The sequence below is a fragment of the Aquaticitalea lipolytica genome, from assembly GCF_014641635.1.
In the GTDB taxonomy this organism is placed as follows: Bacteria; Bacteroidota; Bacteroidia; order Flavobacteriales; family Flavobacteriaceae; genus Aquaticitalea; species Aquaticitalea lipolytica.
In genome coordinates, this window is record NZ_BMIC01000001.1 from 564,641 (window position 1) to 583,248 (window position 18,608).

General features: G+C 33.6%; 11 protein-coding genes. 2 read left to right on the plus strand and 9 right to left on the minus strand.

What is annotated here, in order from left to right; genetic code table 11:
- The coding region (locus tag IEW41_RS02620) for a beta strand repeat-containing protein (RefSeq protein WP_188604782.1) at positions 1-4,334 on the minus strand (4,334 nt) is incomplete at its 3' end.
- Positions 4,335-4,899: 565 nt separating this feature from the next.
- Here IEW41_RS02620 and IEW41_RS02625 point away from each other — a divergent pair.
- Together IEW41_RS02625 and IEW41_RS02630 are read left to right on the plus strand one after the other, a co-directional pair.
- Entirely contained in the window at positions 4,900-6,486 is a 1,587-nt protein-coding gene (locus IEW41_RS02625) for a peptide chain release factor 3 (RefSeq protein WP_188604783.1), read from the plus strand.
- A gap of 218 nt (positions 6,487-6,704) precedes the next feature.
- Complete coding sequence (locus tag IEW41_RS02630) at positions 6,705-6,932, plus strand: (4Fe-4S)-binding protein (protein WP_188604784.1); 228 nt, start codon at positions 6,705-6,707, stop codon at positions 6,930-6,932.
- Positions 6,933-7,156: 224 nt separating this feature from the next.
- Here the strand turns inward: IEW41_RS02630 and IEW41_RS02635 are convergent, their stop codons facing one another.
- The 8 genes from IEW41_RS02635 to nusG form a co-directional block, all read right to left on the minus strand.
- On the minus strand, positions 7,157-7,474 hold the full coding sequence (locus IEW41_RS02635) for a DUF3467 domain-containing protein (RefSeq protein WP_188604785.1): 318 nt from the start codon (positions 7,472-7,474) through the stop codon (positions 7,157-7,159).
- A gap of 55 nt (positions 7,475-7,529) precedes the next feature.
- Positions 7,530-11,831 (minus strand): DNA-directed RNA polymerase subunit beta', encoded by a 4,302-nt coding sequence (gene rpoC, locus IEW41_RS02640; protein ID WP_188604786.1) that lies wholly within the window; start codon positions 11,829-11,831, stop codon positions 7,530-7,532.
- Positions 11,832-11,903: 72 nt separating this feature from the next.
- Positions 11,904-15,716 carry a DNA-directed RNA polymerase subunit beta gene (gene rpoB, locus IEW41_RS02645; protein ID WP_188604787.1) on the minus strand — a complete coding sequence of 1,271 codons (3,813 nt, stop codon included), beginning with the start codon at positions 15,714-15,716 and terminating at the stop codon, positions 11,904-11,906.
- 133 nt (positions 15,717-15,849) lie between these two features.
- The gene (rplL, locus tag IEW41_RS02650; protein ID WP_188604788.1) at positions 15,850-16,224 is read right to left on the minus strand and encodes a 50S ribosomal protein L7/L12; all 375 of its coding nucleotides are present in this window, start codon (positions 16,222-16,224) and stop codon (positions 15,850-15,852) included.
- A 60-nt stretch (positions 16,225-16,284) separates the two neighbouring features.
- A complete protein-coding gene (gene rplJ / locus IEW41_RS02655) occupies positions 16,285-16,806 on the minus strand; it encodes a 50S ribosomal protein L10 (RefSeq protein ID WP_188604789.1) in 522 nt (173 codons plus the stop codon).
- Between the two features lie 18 nt (positions 16,807-16,824).
- Positions 16,825-17,514 (minus strand): 50S ribosomal protein L1, encoded by a 690-nt coding sequence (rplA, locus tag IEW41_RS02660; RefSeq protein WP_188604790.1) that lies wholly within the window; start codon positions 17,512-17,514, stop codon positions 16,825-16,827.
- A 12-nt stretch (positions 17,515-17,526) separates the two neighbouring features.
- A complete protein-coding gene (gene rplK / locus IEW41_RS02665) occupies positions 17,527-17,964 on the minus strand; it encodes a 50S ribosomal protein L11 (RefSeq protein ID WP_188605577.1) in 438 nt (145 codons plus the stop codon).
- Positions 17,965-18,033: 69 nt separating this feature from the next.
- Complete coding sequence (gene nusG / locus IEW41_RS02670; protein ID WP_188604791.1) at positions 18,034-18,591, minus strand: transcription termination/antitermination protein NusG; 558 nt, start codon at positions 18,589-18,591, stop codon at positions 18,034-18,036.
- Positions 18,592-18,608: the final 17 nt, after the last annotated feature.

Below are 18,608 nucleotides of genomic sequence, written 5' to 3' on the forward strand. Positions count from 1 at the left end.
ACTGTTGGATCATCTGGATCACCATCCGTATCTGGATCGATATCAGTCGGATCATTAGGATCATCACTGTCATCAGTTACATTCGTGCCTGATGGACTTGTACTACTAGCTTCTGCTTGGTTAGTTACAAATCCTGAATCAATATCCGCTTGGGTAATTGCATATGTTGCTGTGTAGATTGCTACTTCACTAGCTCCAGCACTTCCTACTGTAATACCTTCGCCTGCATTAGTATTAATTACTATATTATTAACAATAATATCTGTTCCATCAAACGTAATATTCATATAACCATAGTTATCTGATAACGTGTGAAAACCTAGATTATAAGTCCCAGGTGCTAGATTTGATACTATTCCCCATCCTGTAGTGCCCGAAGTACTATCGATAAAATCTCCAACAGAAAAAGTCATTGCAGTTGAAAAATTACCTGCAGGATCAACATTAAACAACCCGTCTACGGTTGGAGCGCCAGAATAGTCTGCTACCGCATTACCAAAACAACGTAAGCTTCCAGAGTTAAACCAACCCAAAGTACCATAAGTAGATGGAGTAGCAGTTAGAGGACTTGTGGTAACATCTGAAGAATTAAAAATCCCATCACCACTTGGATCATCAAAAGTAACATTACCAGTATTAGACGAAACGCCTAAATCAATAGCATCAGCTTCTCCGTCAAGATCAGCGCCACCGCTAACATAAACTGGTGTTGGCAATGTACCTGTTCCTGTAAAATCTATTGTGGATTCTGTAATATCCAAATCAAATAATGTAACATTTCCTGTATTACTTACATTATAGGTATAGGTAATTAAATCTCCTGGTGTAGCTATACCATCAACCCCTAAATCTAATACACCTGTCTTACTTATTACTATACTTGGTGACTCTGCAATGGTCGTTACTGTTGGATCATCTGGATCACCATCCGTATCTGGATCGATATCAGTCGGATCATTAGGATCATCACTGTCATCAGTTACATTCGTGCCTGATGGACTATCGCCATCGGCTAAGACTGTATTACTAATTCCACCTGCATCTACATCACTCTGTGTAATCACATACGTCGCTGTATAGGTTGCTATCTCGCCTACTTGTAAGGTGCCTGCTGCACTTGATAAACTTGAACTTACAAACGTTGGGCCTGTTGTTAAGGTTAATGGGACGCCATTTAAATCCGTTAACGTATCTACTAATCCTACATTGGTTAACGTTACATTTCCAGTGTTCTCTACAGTGATCGTATACGTGATCGTATCTCCTAAACTTGCGCCTGCTGGGCCTACATCAGTACTTATCGCTGAACTCTTCTCTACTATAATACTTGGTGACTCTGTTGTTGTTAGTGTTGCACTGTTTTGTTCGTCAATACATAAATTGTCAGGATGTGTTATAATTACGTTATACACATTCCCACCAAGTCCTGTAACATCTGAAATTGTTAAATCAGCAGTATTCGTACCACTATATACTCCTGTATCAGATAAATTTATTCCATTTTCTTGCCATTGATACACTATTGCACCAGAAACATCAGTAGCAGGAGGTATTGTATAATTTGGCGTAGTAGTTGGTGCGGTCCCTGTATAAGAAGTTGTGCTTGCTGCTGAAGCAACGACCGAAAAAGTCACAGGATTACCGTTAACTATAGTTTGATTTGCAGGTAAAGTAGTTACAAATACTTGAGTTGCAGTAATAACATTAGCATTTGTCCCTGTATATGCAGTTGCATAACCAGTTACTTGACCGTTAGCATCAAAACCTGTACCATCAACCGTACCATTATTATCAGCATCAGTATGGCCAGCTTCAACAACATCAAAACACCCATCATTATCACTATCAATGTCTAAATGATTAGCTATTCCGTCACCATCAGTATCTGAAAGAGAGGATTGCGGATTAACAAAATTAGTAACACAAGCAAATTCAACACTATGATATCTTGTTTGAGTTGTAAGGTTATTATTTGCTAAAACACCTAATCGAATTGTATAGTTTGAAAAATTCGTATATCTGGTAGACATATTAAGGTCTGGATTAGCATTTGATGATCCAGGAACGTTTATATTTCCTGAAGTAGCTAATATGAAATTAGTCTCATTGGTTATAGTTAAACTTGTTGGATTGTCAACAGTATAACTTATAGGATTGGCAGCTCTATTTCTTTCAAATAAGTCTGGGTTACCATCTATATCATTAAAATTAATAAACACTTCAGGGAAAACAACTGGTGTTGTTGTACCAGATTGAACAAATTGAAAATTATATTCAACATAAGCTTCTTGTCCAGAATTTAATGCAGTAATTAATGTACCTGGTTTAAAATAGGTAGGATTTGAAGAGTTATCATCTAAAATATCTACACCACAATTTACAAAAGACACTAAAGTAACTAAAGCATCTACTCCTGCAGTTACATTAGAAAATCTAAAAGTCTCTCCTTGTAAAAAAGTAGAAGAATTTCCATCACCTGTTGAAGGTTCTTCTGTGAATGGTCCTGTAAAATCAAAACTTGTTTCTCCTCCACAAGCTGGTTGAGAGCCTGAGGTACTAAAAAATTCATCAGTATCTAAAATTCCATCATTATCATCATCTAAATCACAACCATCAGGAATTGAATCATTATCATTATCTGCTGTATCATCAAACCCTTCACACTGATCAGCAGAATTTATAACGCCATCTCCGTCACAATCATTTGTAGGAAAGTCTAAACAATCACCTACTACAATGGTTACTACAGCTGTATCACAAATTGAGTTATCAGCAGTTAAACAAATTTGATAAGTAACATTATAGGTTCCTGGTGTTGTACCTGCAGGAACATTTATTGTTCCGTCGGTATTTATAGTAACACCTGTTAAACCTCCATCTAGAGTTATATTTATATTATCATCAATATTAGCGTCTGTGGCTGTTGAACCGTTTGCATCATCTACACCATTACCATTATTGGCAAATACGCTAGTTGTTGTAGCTCCAGTAGCAGGATTAATTGGTGTACCTAAAAAATCATCATCATTAGCAGTTATTGTTAAAGCTGGTGCAGAAACACAAAAATCAATATCTGGAATTTCATCACAATCTAATGAAGTAATATCTGGTGGATCTGAAACACCAGTTCCTAAATTCCCTTCTAGTGTATGACCAACAAAGCAAGGTGAAGCATTTCCATCAATCTGAATTAAAGTATAGTGTCCAGACATTTCTAGATATGAAGCAAAATCTGTCCCAACAGTAAATCCAGATGGCACAATAGGAAGTAATTGATCTGCAGCAGCAGCATTTGACAACATATTAAATGAGTTATCTCCCCATAAATACGGTGTCCCATCAGTGGTTATTGCTCCAATTCCTCCATGCCCATTTGAATTATCTGCAGCATCAATAAAATGAACATTAGTTAAATTTCCTGTGTCTGTTGGATTTCTCACTATTACCCAACTAGTTTGATCTGTTTGACTACCAATACCTAATCTACCATCCTCTCCCTCTCCTAAAGAATAAATTAAACCACTAGGGCTTAAAGCAAAATAACTAGGATTGTTTTCAGTTGTTAAACTAATCATTGAAGGCACAAAACCTGGAAATGGAGAAGTCATTAAAACAGGAGTTGAACTTGATGTTGTTCCAGATCCATTCCCTAAATATATTGTTCCTCCCCACGTATAAAAATCTCCTGTTGTAGTATATGCAAAAACAGCATCTTCAGACACTTTAATACTTTGAACGTTAGAAATGCTAGCTTGATGCCAAACGTTGTCAATTACTGTTGATCCGTCTCCAAATAAATTGGCATTTGAAAGCGCTCTAATATAAACATTACCACTATTTGTAAGTATTGCTAAAATATCATTTGAAGCTTTTAACTTTCTGATGTCAGCAGGTAATACACCTACTGGTAATGTTGTTGGCTGAAATGTTGAACTCGTTGTTAAAGAATTAGCAATTACTTGACCTTCATTTCCCCAAACATATAAACCTGTTGTAGTTAAAACAAAATTTTGAGGATTAGAAGATGAAATCTGATCTCCCAAAGTAGCCAGTAATACTGTCCCTGTATAATTATAACCATTAGCGGGAGAAACTTCAAGCGGTGAAGTAATCTCGACTCCAGTTGGCCCCATTGCATCACCCCAAGCAAATAGACCATTTTCAGTAAAAGCTAAAGTACAGTGATATCCAGCAATCCAAATATTATCATCATTATTGTAAGGATAAGAAGCTGTACATTGTGCATACAACTTACTTTGCGATACAAATGAAAAAACAATTACTGCTATAAAAGTTAAAATTTTAGAAAACGAGAATTGTGTAGAAATTTTCATATTATCTTAAGGTAAATTTATTTTATACTGTTTATTTATAATTTTAGACACTTAAATCAAAAAACACCCTACTTATAGGTTGCTTTTTTAAGTACACATATATCTTACTCACATAAACACAATACTATATTGCATCTAAATTTAAAGATGTTAATTTATTATTTATAAAAGAGAAGAAAATGCTATCAATTAATCCCTTAGTTTAAAAATTACGGTTTTTCCGTAATTTCACTTAATTGCAAAAATATCATCTAACTTTAAATAGATACTATTATGAACCATTAATTTGGTGAAAAACATTTTTTATCGATTAAACGCAAGAAAATTCATATTAAATATTTACTAAAACAGATTCTTTCTTAGAATATCAAAATCAAATACTCTTCTAAATTTTTAAATCACTTTTGCAAACTTATAAAAGTGATGTTATGGTTTAATTAAAAACACTACTCAACAATTACTCATATCTATAATTATATAAAATAGAACACTATGAAAACTTTATTATACCTTTTTTGAAGCTATATTTATATAAGATATATATCTTTGCCAAAATTAATTTTTAATGAAATTTATAGACGAAATCAACCGAAGACGAACATTCGGAATTATTTCACATCCAGATGCTGGAAAAACTACTCTAACTGAAAAATTATTATTATTTGGAGGTGCTATACAAGAAGCTGGTGCTGTTAAAAGCAATAAAATAAAAAAAGGAGCCACAAGTGATTTTATGGAGATTGAGCGCCAACGTGGTATCTCTGTTGCTACCTCTGTTTTAGCATTTGAGTATGATGGCATAAAAGTTAATATATTAGATACACCTGGACATAAAGACTTTGCTGAAGATACATTTAGAACCCTTACTGCTGTTGATAGTGTTATTGTTGTTATTGATGTAGCTAAAGGAGTTGAGGAACAAACCGAAAAACTCGTTGAAGTTTGTCGTATGCGTAACATACCTATGATCGTTTTCATTAATAAAATGGACAGAGAAGGTAAAGATGCTTTTGATTTATTAGATGAAGTTGAACAAAAACTTGGTCTTAAAGTAGTGCCTTTAAGTTTTCCGATAGGAATGGGTTATGAGTTTAAAGGTATCTATAACTTATGGGAAAAGAACATCAACCTATTTAGTGGTGATAGTCGAAAAAATATTGAAGAAACTATAGAGATTTCTGATTTAGAATCTCCAGAATTAAATAAGCTTATTGGTGATAAAGCTGCAAAGACTTTGCGAGAAGAAATTGAACTTGTAGAAGGCATTTATCCAGAATTTGATAAACAAACCTATTTAGATGGTCATTTACAACCTGTATTTTTTGGTTCTGCACTTAATAATTTTGGGGTTAGAGAATTACTTGATTGTTTTATTGAAATTGCACCAAAACCAAGACCTAAACAAAGCGAAGAAAGACTAGTAAAACCAGATGAAACCAAATTTACTGGCTTTGTATTTAAAATACATGCTAATATGGATCCAAACCACAGAGACCGTTTAGCATTTGTAAAAATTGTATCAGGAAAATTTGAACGAAACAAACCATATCTTCATGTAAGACATGGAAAGAATCTAAAATTCTCAAGTCCAAATGCTTTTTTTGCTGAAAAGAAAGAAATTGTTGATGTATCATATCCTGGTGACATTGTTGGACTTCACGATACTGGTAATTTTAAAATTGGTGATACACTAACTGAAGGCGAAGCAATTAATTATAAAGGTGTTCCTAGTTTTTCTCCTGAACATTTTAGATATATCAATAATGCTGACCCTTTAAAATCTAAACAATTGTTTAAAGGTATTGACCAATTAATGGATGAAGGTGTAGCACAGTTATTTACACTAGAACTTAATGGAAGAAAAGTAATTGGAACAGTTGGCGCGCTACAGTATGAAGTAATTCAATACAGATTAGAGCATGAATATGGTGCCAAATGTACTTATGAAAACTTGAATGTTTTTAAGGCTTGTTGGGTAGAAGCAAAAGACATTAAAAGCGCAGAGTATAAAGAATTTTTAACTGTAAAACAACGCTATCTAGCTAAAGACAAACAAAATCAATTAGTCTTTTTAGCAGATTCGGCCTTTTCTTTACAAATGACTCAGCAAAAATATCCAAATATAACTTTTCATTTAACCTCTGAATTTTAGACACTTAGCAAAAAAGGGCAAATAATTATAGTGTATTTCATCGATTTAATTAAAATATAATTGTATTTCGACGTGTTTTTATTACATTTAATCGTTTAGTTTAAGTTTTTAATTATCATGTTCAATACATTTAATATAACATAATTAAGTTATTGTTTTGGTTTTTAACTCTTTAACCTAATTATTAAATAGATTCATAACCCCAAATTGATCTACTTATGATAACTACTGACAATGTATTCAGTAATAGTGATATTACTGTAACTTACGAACCATGTGTTTGCATCAATGCTGAGCGTTGTGCACGCGAACTTTCAAATGTATTTAGAAATTCTGTTATTCCATGGATTGACCTCGATGGTGACTCAACAGAAAAAATAATTAGACAAGTAAAAAAATGTCCTTCAGGAGCATTAAAGTTTAATTATAATAATCAAGTTGCTTAAAACAATAATTATTTAATTTAAGCTTGTTAAATGAGCTTAAATATTTTTGAAAGTAAAAGACATTAAGTGATTTTATTTATTCTTTAAAACACTTTTAATTTTGGTCAATATTTTAGTCGTTATAGATTATATTTATTGATAAACAAATCATCATTTATTATCCTTATTATTCTAAATTATTTAATAAAAAAATGCCTTTGAGAAATCAAAGGCATTTTTTTATTTTAAGCTTGACCTGTAGGTCCAAAATTTAAAGGAATTGGAGGTTGCTCGTAATCCTTAATCTCGCCATGTGCCTTTTCAAATCGGTGCACATTTTCACTTAATGCTTTTACTAAACGTTTAGCATGCTGAGGCGTTAAAATTATTCTAGACTTTACTTTACTTTTTGGAGTACCAGGCATAATACTAACAAAGTCAATCACAAATTCAGAAACTGAATGATTGATTATGGCTAAATTTGAATAAGTTCCTTCAGCAACTTTTTCATCTAACTCTATATTTATTTGCCCTTGTTTTGGCGTATCTTTAGTATCACTCATTTTATGATATATTTAGAAAGAAAAAGATTCCTGTTTTCACAGGAATCTTTTATCATTAGTTATAATTAAATTCAGCTTTCGCTTTCATCATTTCATCAAACTCTTCTTTAGACCCAACAATTATATTATCATAACGTCTAACACCTGTACCAGCAGGTATTCTATGTCCTACAATAACATTCTCTTTAAGTCCGTCAAGATCATCAACTTTTGCACTTACAGCAGCTTCGTTCAATACTTTTGTTGTTTCTTGGAACGATGCAGCAGAAATAAATGATTTAGTTTGTAAAGACGCTCTTGTAATACCTTGTAAAATTGGAGTAGCTGTTGCTGGTCTTGCATCTCTTGCTTCAGCTAACTTACCATCTTCTCTTCGAATTATTGAGTTTTCGTCTCTTAATTGACGCATAGTAATAATCTGACCTGGCTTCAATGTTTTAGAATCTCCTGCGTCTTCAATTACTTTCATTCCAAAGATTTTATCGTTTTCTTCAATAAAATCTGCTTTATGTGCTAATTGATCTTCAAGGAAAATTGTATCACCAGAATCAATAATTTTTACTTTACGCATCATTTGTCTTACAACAACTTCAAAGTGCTTATCATTAATTTTCACACCTTGTAAACGATATACTTCTTGTACTTCATTTACTAAGTATTGTTGTACTGCAGATGGTCCTTTAATATTTAAGATATCGTCAGGAGTTATTGAACCATCAGATAAAGGCATACCAGCTTTAACATAATCATTCTCTTGAACAAGAATCTGATTAGATAATTTAACTAAGTATTTTTTAACTTCACCTAATTTAGATTCAATAATAATCTCGCGATTACCTCTCTTTATCTTACCAAAAGAAACTACACCGTCAATCTCACTTACTACAGCTGGATTAGAAGGGTTACGTGCTTCGAACAACTCGGTTACACGTGGTAAACCTCCTGTAATATCTCCTGTTTTAGCAGACTTACGTGGTATTTTTACCAATACTTTACCTACACTAATCTTCTCACCATCATCAATCATTAAGTGGGCTCCAACTGGTAAGTTGTATGAACGTAAAGTGTTTCCTTTAGAATCTTCAATATGTAATGTTGGAATTAACTTCTTGTTTCTAGATTCAGAAATTACTTTCTCTTGGAAACCTGTTTGCTCATCTATCTCTACTTGGTAAGTTATACCTTGCTCAATATTTTCATAAGAAACTTTACCTGCAAATTCAGAAATAATTACACCATTATATGGATCCCAAGAACATATTACATCTCCTTTAGCAACTTTATCACCTGGTTTAACGTAGATGAATGATCCATAAGGAATGTTATTTGTACTTAAAGTAATACCTGTTTTAGCATCAACTAATTTCATTTCAGATGTACGAGAAATTACAACATCAACAGCTTTACCATTGCTATCGGTTCCTTTTACAACTTTTAAATCTTCAATTTCAGCTATACCATTAAACTTAACAGTTAATTTATTTTCTTCAGAAATGTTACCTGCAATACCTCCAACGTGGAATGTACGAAGTGTTAACTGCGTTCCTGGCTCACCAATAGACTGAGCAGCTACAACACCAACAGCTTCACCTCTTTGTACCATTTTACCAGTAGCTAGGTTACGACCATAACATTTAGAACAAATACCTTGTTTAGCTTCACATGTTAATGCAGAACGAACCTCGATTGATTCTAATGCAGATTCACCAATACGTTTTGCAATATTGTCGTGAATATGCTCACCTGCACCAACTAAAAGCTCTTCAGTCATTGGATCATAAACATCATTTAATGAAGTTCTACCAACAATTCTATCTTCTAAAGATTCAATAATCTCTTCATTTTTCTTTAATGGAGATACTTCAATACCTCTTAATGTACCACAGTCTTCACTGTATATAATTACATCTTGAGACACATCAACTAAACGACGTGTTAAGTAACCAGCATCGGCAGTTTTAAGTGCTGTATCGGCAAGACCTTTACGAGCACCATGCGTTGAGATAAAGTATTCAAGAATTGAAAGCCCTTCCTTAAAGTTAGAAAGAATTGGATTTTCAATAATCTCTCCTCCACCTGCATTAGATTTTTTAGGTTTTGCCATTAATCCACGCATACCTGTAAGCTGACGAATCTGTTCTTTAGATCCACGAGCTCCAGAATCAAGCATCATATATACCGAGTTAAACCCTTGTTGGTCTTCACGAATACGTTTCATAGACAACTCTGTCAATTCAGCATTGGTAGATGTCCATATATCAATTACTTGGTTATAACGCTCATTATTAGTGATAAGTCCCATGTTATAGTTGGCCATAATACCATCTACTTCTTTGTTGGCACTATCAATCATGCTTTGCTTTTCAGCAGGAATAATAATATCTCCTAAGCTGAATGATAATCCACCTTGGAAAGCGAACTTATATCCTAAGTCTTTAATCTCATCAAGAAATTCTGCTGTTTCAGGAACAGAAGTTACTTTAAGAATATTACCAATAATATCACGTAACGATTTTTTAGTCAATACCTGATTGATATATCCTGCAGCAGCTGGAACTTTTTCATTAAATAACACACGTCCAACAGTTGTTGAAATAATTTGTGGTGCTAATTTTCCTTCTTCATTAAAATCTAAAGTTCTAACTTTTATTGATGCATTTAATTCAACTTTCTTCTCGTTGTAAGCAATGTTTACTTCTTCAGCAGAGTAGAATGTTAAACCTTCACCTTTTACTTTTACTTCGTCTGTTGACTTACGCTCTTTGGTCATATAATATAAACCAAGAACCATGTCTTGAGAAGGTACAGTAACTGGAGAACCATTTGCAGGGTTTAAGATATTATGAGACGCCAACATTAATAATTGAGCTTCAAGAATAGCTTCTGGTCCTAATGGTAAATGCACAGCCATTTGGTCACCATCGAAATCTGCATTAAATGCAGTACATACTAATGGGTGTAACTGTATTGCTTTTCCTTCAATTAATTTTGGTTGGAAAGCCTGAATACCTAGTCTGTGTAATGTAGGAGCACGATTTAAAAGCACTGGATGTCCTTTTAAAACATTCTCTAAAATATCCCAAACTACAGGTTCTTTTCTATCTATAATTTTCTTTGCAGATTTTACAGTCTTAACAATACCTCTTTCTATCAATTTTCTGATAATAAAAGGTTTGTATAATTCTGCTGCCATGTTTTTTGGCAATCCACATTCAAATAATTTTAATTCTGGTCCAACGACGATTACCGAACGTGCTGAATAATCGACACGCTTACCAAGTAAGTTTTGACGGAAACGACCTTGCTTACCTTTTAATGAATCTGATAATGATTTTAATGGTCTGTTAGAATCTGTTTTTACAGCAGATGCTTTACGTGTGTTATCAAATAATGAATCTACAGATTCTTGTAACATACGTTTCTCATTACGTAAAATCACTTCAGGAGCTTTGATTTCAACCAAACGCTTTAAACGATTATTACGAATAATTACACGACGATATAAATCATTTAAGTCTGATGTAGCAAAACGACCACCATCTAAAGGCACTAACGGACGTAATTCTGGTGGAATTACTGGAATAGCCTTCATAATCATCCATTCTGGAAGATTTTCACGGTTTGCGTTAGAATCACGGAAAGCTTCAACAACTTGAAGACGTTTTAACGCTTCAGTTTTACGCTGTTTAGATGTTTCTGTGTTTGCTTTGTGACGCAACTCATAAGACAATTCACTTAAATCAATTCGTGCAAGCAAATCAATCAAGCATTCAGCTCCCATTTTTGCAACGAATTTATTTGGATCGTGATCATCTAAGTATTGATTTTCTTGAGGAAGAGATTCTAGAATATTTAAGTATTCTTCTTCCGTTAAGAAATCCATTTTTTGTAATGGTTCTCCATCTACATTTTTAGCATTACCTGGTTGGATTACTACGTAACGTTCGTAGTAAATTATCATATCCAATTTTTTAGAAGGCAATCCTAATAAATAACCTATTTTGTTTGGTAATGAACGGAAATACCAAATGTGAGCTACAGGAACAACAAGATTAATGTGTCCTACTCTATCACGACGTACTTTCTTTTCTGTTACTTCAACACCACAACGATCACATACGATACCTTTGTAACGTATACGCTTATATTTACCACAAGCACATTCAAAATCCTTTACAGGACCAAAAATACGCTCACAGAATAACCCATCTCGTTCTGGTTTGTGTGTTCGATAATTAATAGTTTCAGGTTTTAAAACTTCACCACGAGATGCTGCTAAAACAGATTCTGGAGAAGCTAAACCAATAGAGATTTTATTAAATCTCTGTACTGTATTTTTATCTTGTCTTTTTGCCATAATACTTTATAGTCTTCAGTTTGTATGTTTCAGTCTTTACATAAAATAAAGACTGAAACTACATACCTAAATTTATTCTTCTAATCTAATATCTAATCCTAATCCTTTCAATTCGTGCATTAATACGTTGAAAGATTCAGGTAGTCCTGGTTCTGGCATTGGCTCACCTTTTACGATTGCTTCGTAAGTTTTAGCTCTACCTATAACATCATCTGATTTTACTGTTAAGATTTCGCGTAATGTAGCAGAAGCTCCATAGGCTTCAAGAGCCCAAACCTCCATCTCACCAAAACGCTGACCTCCAAATTGTGCTTTACCACCAAGAGGTTGTTGTGTAATAAGTGAGTAAGGTCCAATAGAACGTGCGTGCATCTTATCGTCAACCATATGTCCTAGTTTTAACATATAAATTACACCAACAGTTGCAGGTTGATCGAAACGATCTCCTGTTCCACCATCGTATAAATATGTATGTCCAAAACGTGGTATACCAGCTTCATCAGTAAACTCATTAATTTGATCTAGTGTAGCACCATCAAAAATTGGTGTTGCAAAAGTTCTATTAAGTTTTTGACCAGCCCATCCAAGAACTGTTTCATAAATCTGACCAATGTTCATACGAGAAGGTACACCAAGTGGATTTAATACAATATCAACTGGAGTTCCATCTTCTAAGAAAGGCATATCTTCTTGACGAACGATACGAGCAACAATACCTTTATTTCCATGACGTCCTGCCATTTTATCACCAACTTTTAGTTTACGTTTTTTAGCAATGTAAACTTTAGCTAATTTGATAATTCCTGCTGGTAACTCATCACCTACAGATATTGTAAATTTCTCACGACGTAATGATCCTTGAAGATCGTTTTCTTTAATCTTATAGTTGTGAATTAAATCAGCAATAAGATTGTTTGTATGATCGTCAGTAGTCCAAGTACCTGATGTTAAATGCGTATAATCATCAACAGCGTTTAACATTTTTAAGGTATATTTTTTACCTTTTGGAATGATTTCTTCACCAAGGTCATTAAAGATCCCTTGAGCAGTTTTACCATTTACTATGTTAAATAACTTCTCGACTAAAATCGCTTTTAAATCATCAAATTTTCTGTAATAGATTGCTTCTAAAGCATCGATATCTTCTTTATCTTTTGCTCTCTTACGTTTGTCTTTTACAGCTCTTGAGAATAATTTCTTTTCAATAACCACACCATGTAATGAAGGTGAAGCTTTTAATGATGCATCTTTTACATCACCTGCTTTGTCTCCAAAAATGGCTCTTAATAATTTTTCTTCAGGTGTTGGATCAGATTCCCCTTTTGGAGTGATTTTACCAATTAAGATATCTCCAGGTTTAATCTCAGCACCAATACGAATCATACCGTTTTCATCAAGGTCTTTTGTAGCCTCCTCAGAAACGTTAGGAATATCATTAGTTAATTCTTCGTTACCTAACTTAGTGTCACGAACTTCTAATGAATACTCATCAATATGAATAGATGTAAAGATATCATCACGAACTACTTTTTCAGAAATCACAATAGCATCCTCGAAATTGTAACCTTTCCATGGCATAAATGCCACTTTCATATTACGACCAAGTGCTAATTCACCATTTTGAGTTGCATAACCTTCACACAGCACTTGTCCTTTTTTAACTTTGTCACCTTTTTCAACAATAGGTTTTAAGTTAATAGACGTACCTTGATTGGTTTTTCTGAATTTTACTAATGGATATGTTTTAGTATCACTATCAAAACTAACCATAGCTTCTTCATCAGTACGCTCATATTTAATAGTAATTTCATTTGCATCAACATACTCAATAACACCATCTCCTTCAGCATTTATTAATACTCTAGAATCTGAAGCTACTTGACGCTCTAAACCTGTTCCTACGATAGGAGCATCAACACGTAATAAAGGTACGGCTTGACGCATCATGTTAGATCCCATCAAGGCTCTGTTGGCATCATCATGCTCCAAGAATGGAATTAATGATGCAGAAATAGATGCAACTTGATTAGGAGCAACGTCTGTATAGTTTGCATTAGATGGATCAATTACTGGGAAATCTCCTTCTTGACGAGCAATAATCTTGTCTTCAATGATTTTTCCTTTGTCATCAACTCTAATATTTGCTTGAGCGATTAACTGATCTTCTTCTTCTTCAGCGCTTAAGTAAATAGGTGTATTTTTTATATCAACTACACCATTTTCTATTTTACGGTATGGTGTTTCAATGAATCCCATTCCATTAACTTTAGCATACACTGAAAGTGAAGAAATAAGACCAATGTTTGGTCCCTCTGGAGTTTCAATTGGACATAAACGACCATAATGAGTATAGTGAACGTCACGAACCTCGAAACCTGCTCTTTCACGAGATAAACCTCCTGGTCCAAGTGCAGATAAACGACGTTTGTGAGTAATCTCAGCTAATGGATTTGTTTGATCCATAAATTGAGATAATTGGTTTGTTCCAAAGAAAGAATTAATTACAGACGATAATGTCTTTGCATTAATTAAATCTATTGGTGTAAACACCTCATTATCACGAACGTTCATACGCTCACGAATAGTACGAGCCATACGAGCTAAACCAACACCAAATTGTTGAGATAATTGCTCACCAACTGTACGTACACGACGGTTAGATAAGTGATCAATATCATCAATTTCTGCTTTAGAATTGATAAGTTCGATTAAATATTTGATGATAGTAATGATATCTACTTTGGTAAGCACTTGCTTATCCATTCCAATATCAAGACCTAATTTTTTGTTCATTCTATAACGACCTACTTCACCTAAAGAGTAACGTTGGTCAGAGAAGAATAATTTGTCAATAATACCACGTGCAGTTTCCTCATCTGGCGGCTCAGCATTACGTAGTTGACGGTAAATATGTTCTACAGCTTCTTTCTCCGAGTTTGTTGGATCTTTTTGAAGTGTATTATGTATAATTGCGTAATCACCTTGCTGTGCACTTTCTTTATGTAAAAGAATTGTTTTAGCATCAGCTTCAATGATTTCTTCAATGTTGTCTTTATCTAAAATAGTATCACGATCAAGAACAATTTCGTTACGTTCAATAGATACTACCTCACCTGTATCTTCATCAACGAAATCTTCATGCCAAGTATTTAATACACGTGCAGCAAGTTTACGTCCTAAGATTTTCTTTAAACCAGATTTTGAAACTTTAACTTCTTCTGCAAGGTCAAATATTTCAAGAATATCTTTATCACGTTCAAAACCAATAGCTCTGAATAATGTTGTTACAGGTAATTTTTTCTTTCTATCAATATAAGCATACATTACTTGATTGATATCTGTAGCGAATTCTATCCAAGATCCTTTAAAAGGGATAACTCTTGCAGAATATAATTTTGTTCCATTGGCGTGGAATGATTGACTAAAGAAAACTCCTGGCGATCTATGTAATTGAGAAACAACTACACGCTCTGCACCATTGATACAAAAAGTACCGCTAGGCGTCATGTAAGGAATAGTTCCTAAATATACATCTTGAACGATTGTTTCGAAGTCTTCATGTTCAGGATCTGTACAATACAGTTTTAAACGTGCTTTTAAAGGCACACTGTAAGTTAACCCTCTTTCAATACATTCTTCAATAGTATATCTTGGTGGATCAATAAAATAATCCAAAAACTCTAATACAAATTGATTACGAGTGTCTGTTATAGGGAAATTTTCCATGAAGGTGTTGTAGAGTCCTTCATTCCCTCTTTCTTCTGATTTAGTCTCTAATTGGAAAAAATCCTGGAAGGATTTTATTTGGATATCCAGAAAATCAGGATACTCCGTTCTATTTACAATAGAAGAGAAATTTAATCTTTCAGCTTTTTGTGCTAACATCGATGAACGAGATTTTGATTAAAAAAATGTTTTGTTTTTTTATGTACATTTTATATACACAAAAGGGTTTAGGTCATATTACGCTTTTGAGGCGTAATAGACCTAAACCATAATTTGTAGGTTTGGGTTAAGCTTACTTAAGCTCAACTTCAGCTCCAGCTTCTTCTAAAGATGTTTTTAAAGCTTCTGCTTCGTCTTTAGATACGCCTTCTTTGATGTTGCTTGGTGCACCATCAACTAATTCTTTAGCTTCTTTAAGTCCTAAACCAGTAAGTTCTTTTACTAATTTAACAACTGCTAATTTAGAAGCACCTGCTGCTTTAAGAACTACGTCAAATTCTGACTTTTCTTCAGCCGCTTCAGCAGCACCACCACCACCTGCAGCAACTGCAACTGCAGCAGCAGCTGGTTCGATACCATACTCATCTTTTAATATTGTAGCTAATTCGTTAACTTCTTTTACTGTTAAATTAACTAATTGTTCTGCGAAATCTTTTAAATCTGCCATTTTCTATCGTTTTTAATAATTTTAATAAAATATAATTTGTTTAAGTGCGTACTTGTTTGATTATCCTTCTTTTTCAGATAATGTTTTTACTATACCTGCTAGTTTACCACCACTCGATTTAAGAGCTGAAATAACATTCTTAGCTGGAGATTGTAACAATGCTACAATATCACCAATTAACTCTTCTTTCGATTTGATATCAACTAAAGCATCTAATTGCTCATCACCAATATATATAGCCTCTTCAATAAAAGCTCCTTTAAGCAAAGGCTTATCAGATTTTTTACGGAATGCTTTTATAACTTTAGCTGGAGCATTTCCTGTTTCAGAATACATTACAGAAGTATTTCCTTTTAAAGTTTTTGGAAGATCTCCAAAATCTTTATCAGAAGCTTCCATAGCTTTTTCCAATAATGTGTTTTTTACGACTGCTAGTTTTATGTTTGCTTTAAAACAAGCACGACGTAAGTCTGAAGTGTTACCTGCATCTAATCCAGATATATCTGTTAAATATATATGTGCATTATCTGCTAATTGAGCAGTTAACTCTTCAATAACTTGTGATTTTTCTTCTCTTGTCATAATATTAAAGTTTAACTACTAACCTATTTTAGTATCAATTGATATACTTGGACTCATTGTGCTTGACATGTAAATACTTTTCATATAAACACCTTTTGCTGCTGTAGGCTTCAATTTCATTAAAGTAGTTAACAACTCATTTGCGTTATCCTTCAATTTATCAGCACTAAAAGATGCTTTTCCAATTGGAGCATGAACAATTCCTGTTTTGTCAACTTTAAAATCAATTTTACCAGCTTTAACTTCTGCAACTGCTTTAGCAACATCCATAGTAACTGTACCTGTTTTTGGATTTGGCATTAAACCTCTAGGACCTAATACTCTACCTAATGGACCTAGTTTACCCATAATAGCTGGCATAGTAACGATAACGTCAACATCTGTCCAACCATTTTTGATTTTTTCTAGATACTCATCTAAACCTACGTAATCAGCTCCAGCATCTTTAGCTTCCTGCTCTTTGTCAGGTGTTACTAATGCTAAAACTTTCATGTCTTTTCCTGTTCCGTGAGGTAAAGAAACAACACCTCTTACCATTTGATTTGCTTTACGAGGATCTACTCCTAGTCTAACTGCAATATCTACAGATGCATCAAATTTTGTGTAAGTGATTTCTTTTAATAATGTTGAAGCTTCTTCAAGAGAATAAATTTTGTTTTTATCAACTTTAGCTCTTGCCTCTTTTTGCTTTTTTGTTAATCTTGCCATTTCAGAAATTTTTTAGTTTGGTTTAGTACCAGTTACAGTGATTCCCATTGATCTTGCTGTACCAGCAACCATATTCATAGCAGAGTCCATTGTAAATGCATTTAAATCTTGCATTTTATCTTCTGCTATTGCTTTCACCTGTTCCCAAGTTACTTTTGCTACTTTCTTTCTGTTCGGTTCTCCAGATCCTTTTTTTACTTTGGCCGCTTCCAATAATTGTACTGCAGCTGGTGGAGTTTTTATTACAAAATCAAAGGATTTGTCTTTAAACACAGAAATAACAACTGGTAATACTTTACCAGGTTTATCTTGTGTTCTAGCATTAAACTGCTTACAAAATTCCATGATATTAACTCCAGCAGCTCCTAAAGCGGGTCCTACCGGTGGCGATGGATTCGCTGCACCTCCCCGAACTTGTAGCTTAACTACTTTACTTAATTCTTTTGCCATTTTAAAAATTTTAGTCGCACATCTTTTAATGGAAGCCAAAAGACATACTATCTATGTATGTAACAATTATTAAACTTTTTCTACCTGCATATAGCTTAACTCTAATGGTGTTTTTCTTCCGAAAATCTTAACCATTACTTCTAGCTTACGCTTTTCTTCATTTATTTTTTCGATTGTACCATCAAATCCGTTGAATGGTCCATCGATTACTTTTACAGTTTCTCCTATTGTAAATGGAATAGCCACATTTGCATCTGCATCTACAGTTAACTCATCTACTTTACCTAACATTCTGTTTACTTCAGACTGTCTTAATGGCACTGGGTCTCCGCCTTTTGTTTCACCTAAAAATCCAATAACATTTGTTATTGATTTTATGATATGTGGAATTTCTCCACTTAAATTAGCTTGAATCATAATATAACCTGGGAAATAAACTTTTTCTTTGTTTATTTTCTTACCGTTACGAATTTGAATCACTTTTTCTGTTGGAACTAATACTTGATCTACAAAATCTTCAAGTCCTAAACGAGCAATTTCGTTCTCTATATAGGCTTTAATTTTGTTTTCCTGACCACTTACAGCTCTAACAACGTACCATTTTTTATTTCCACTTGTCTCAGACATCCTCTAATTTTATTTTT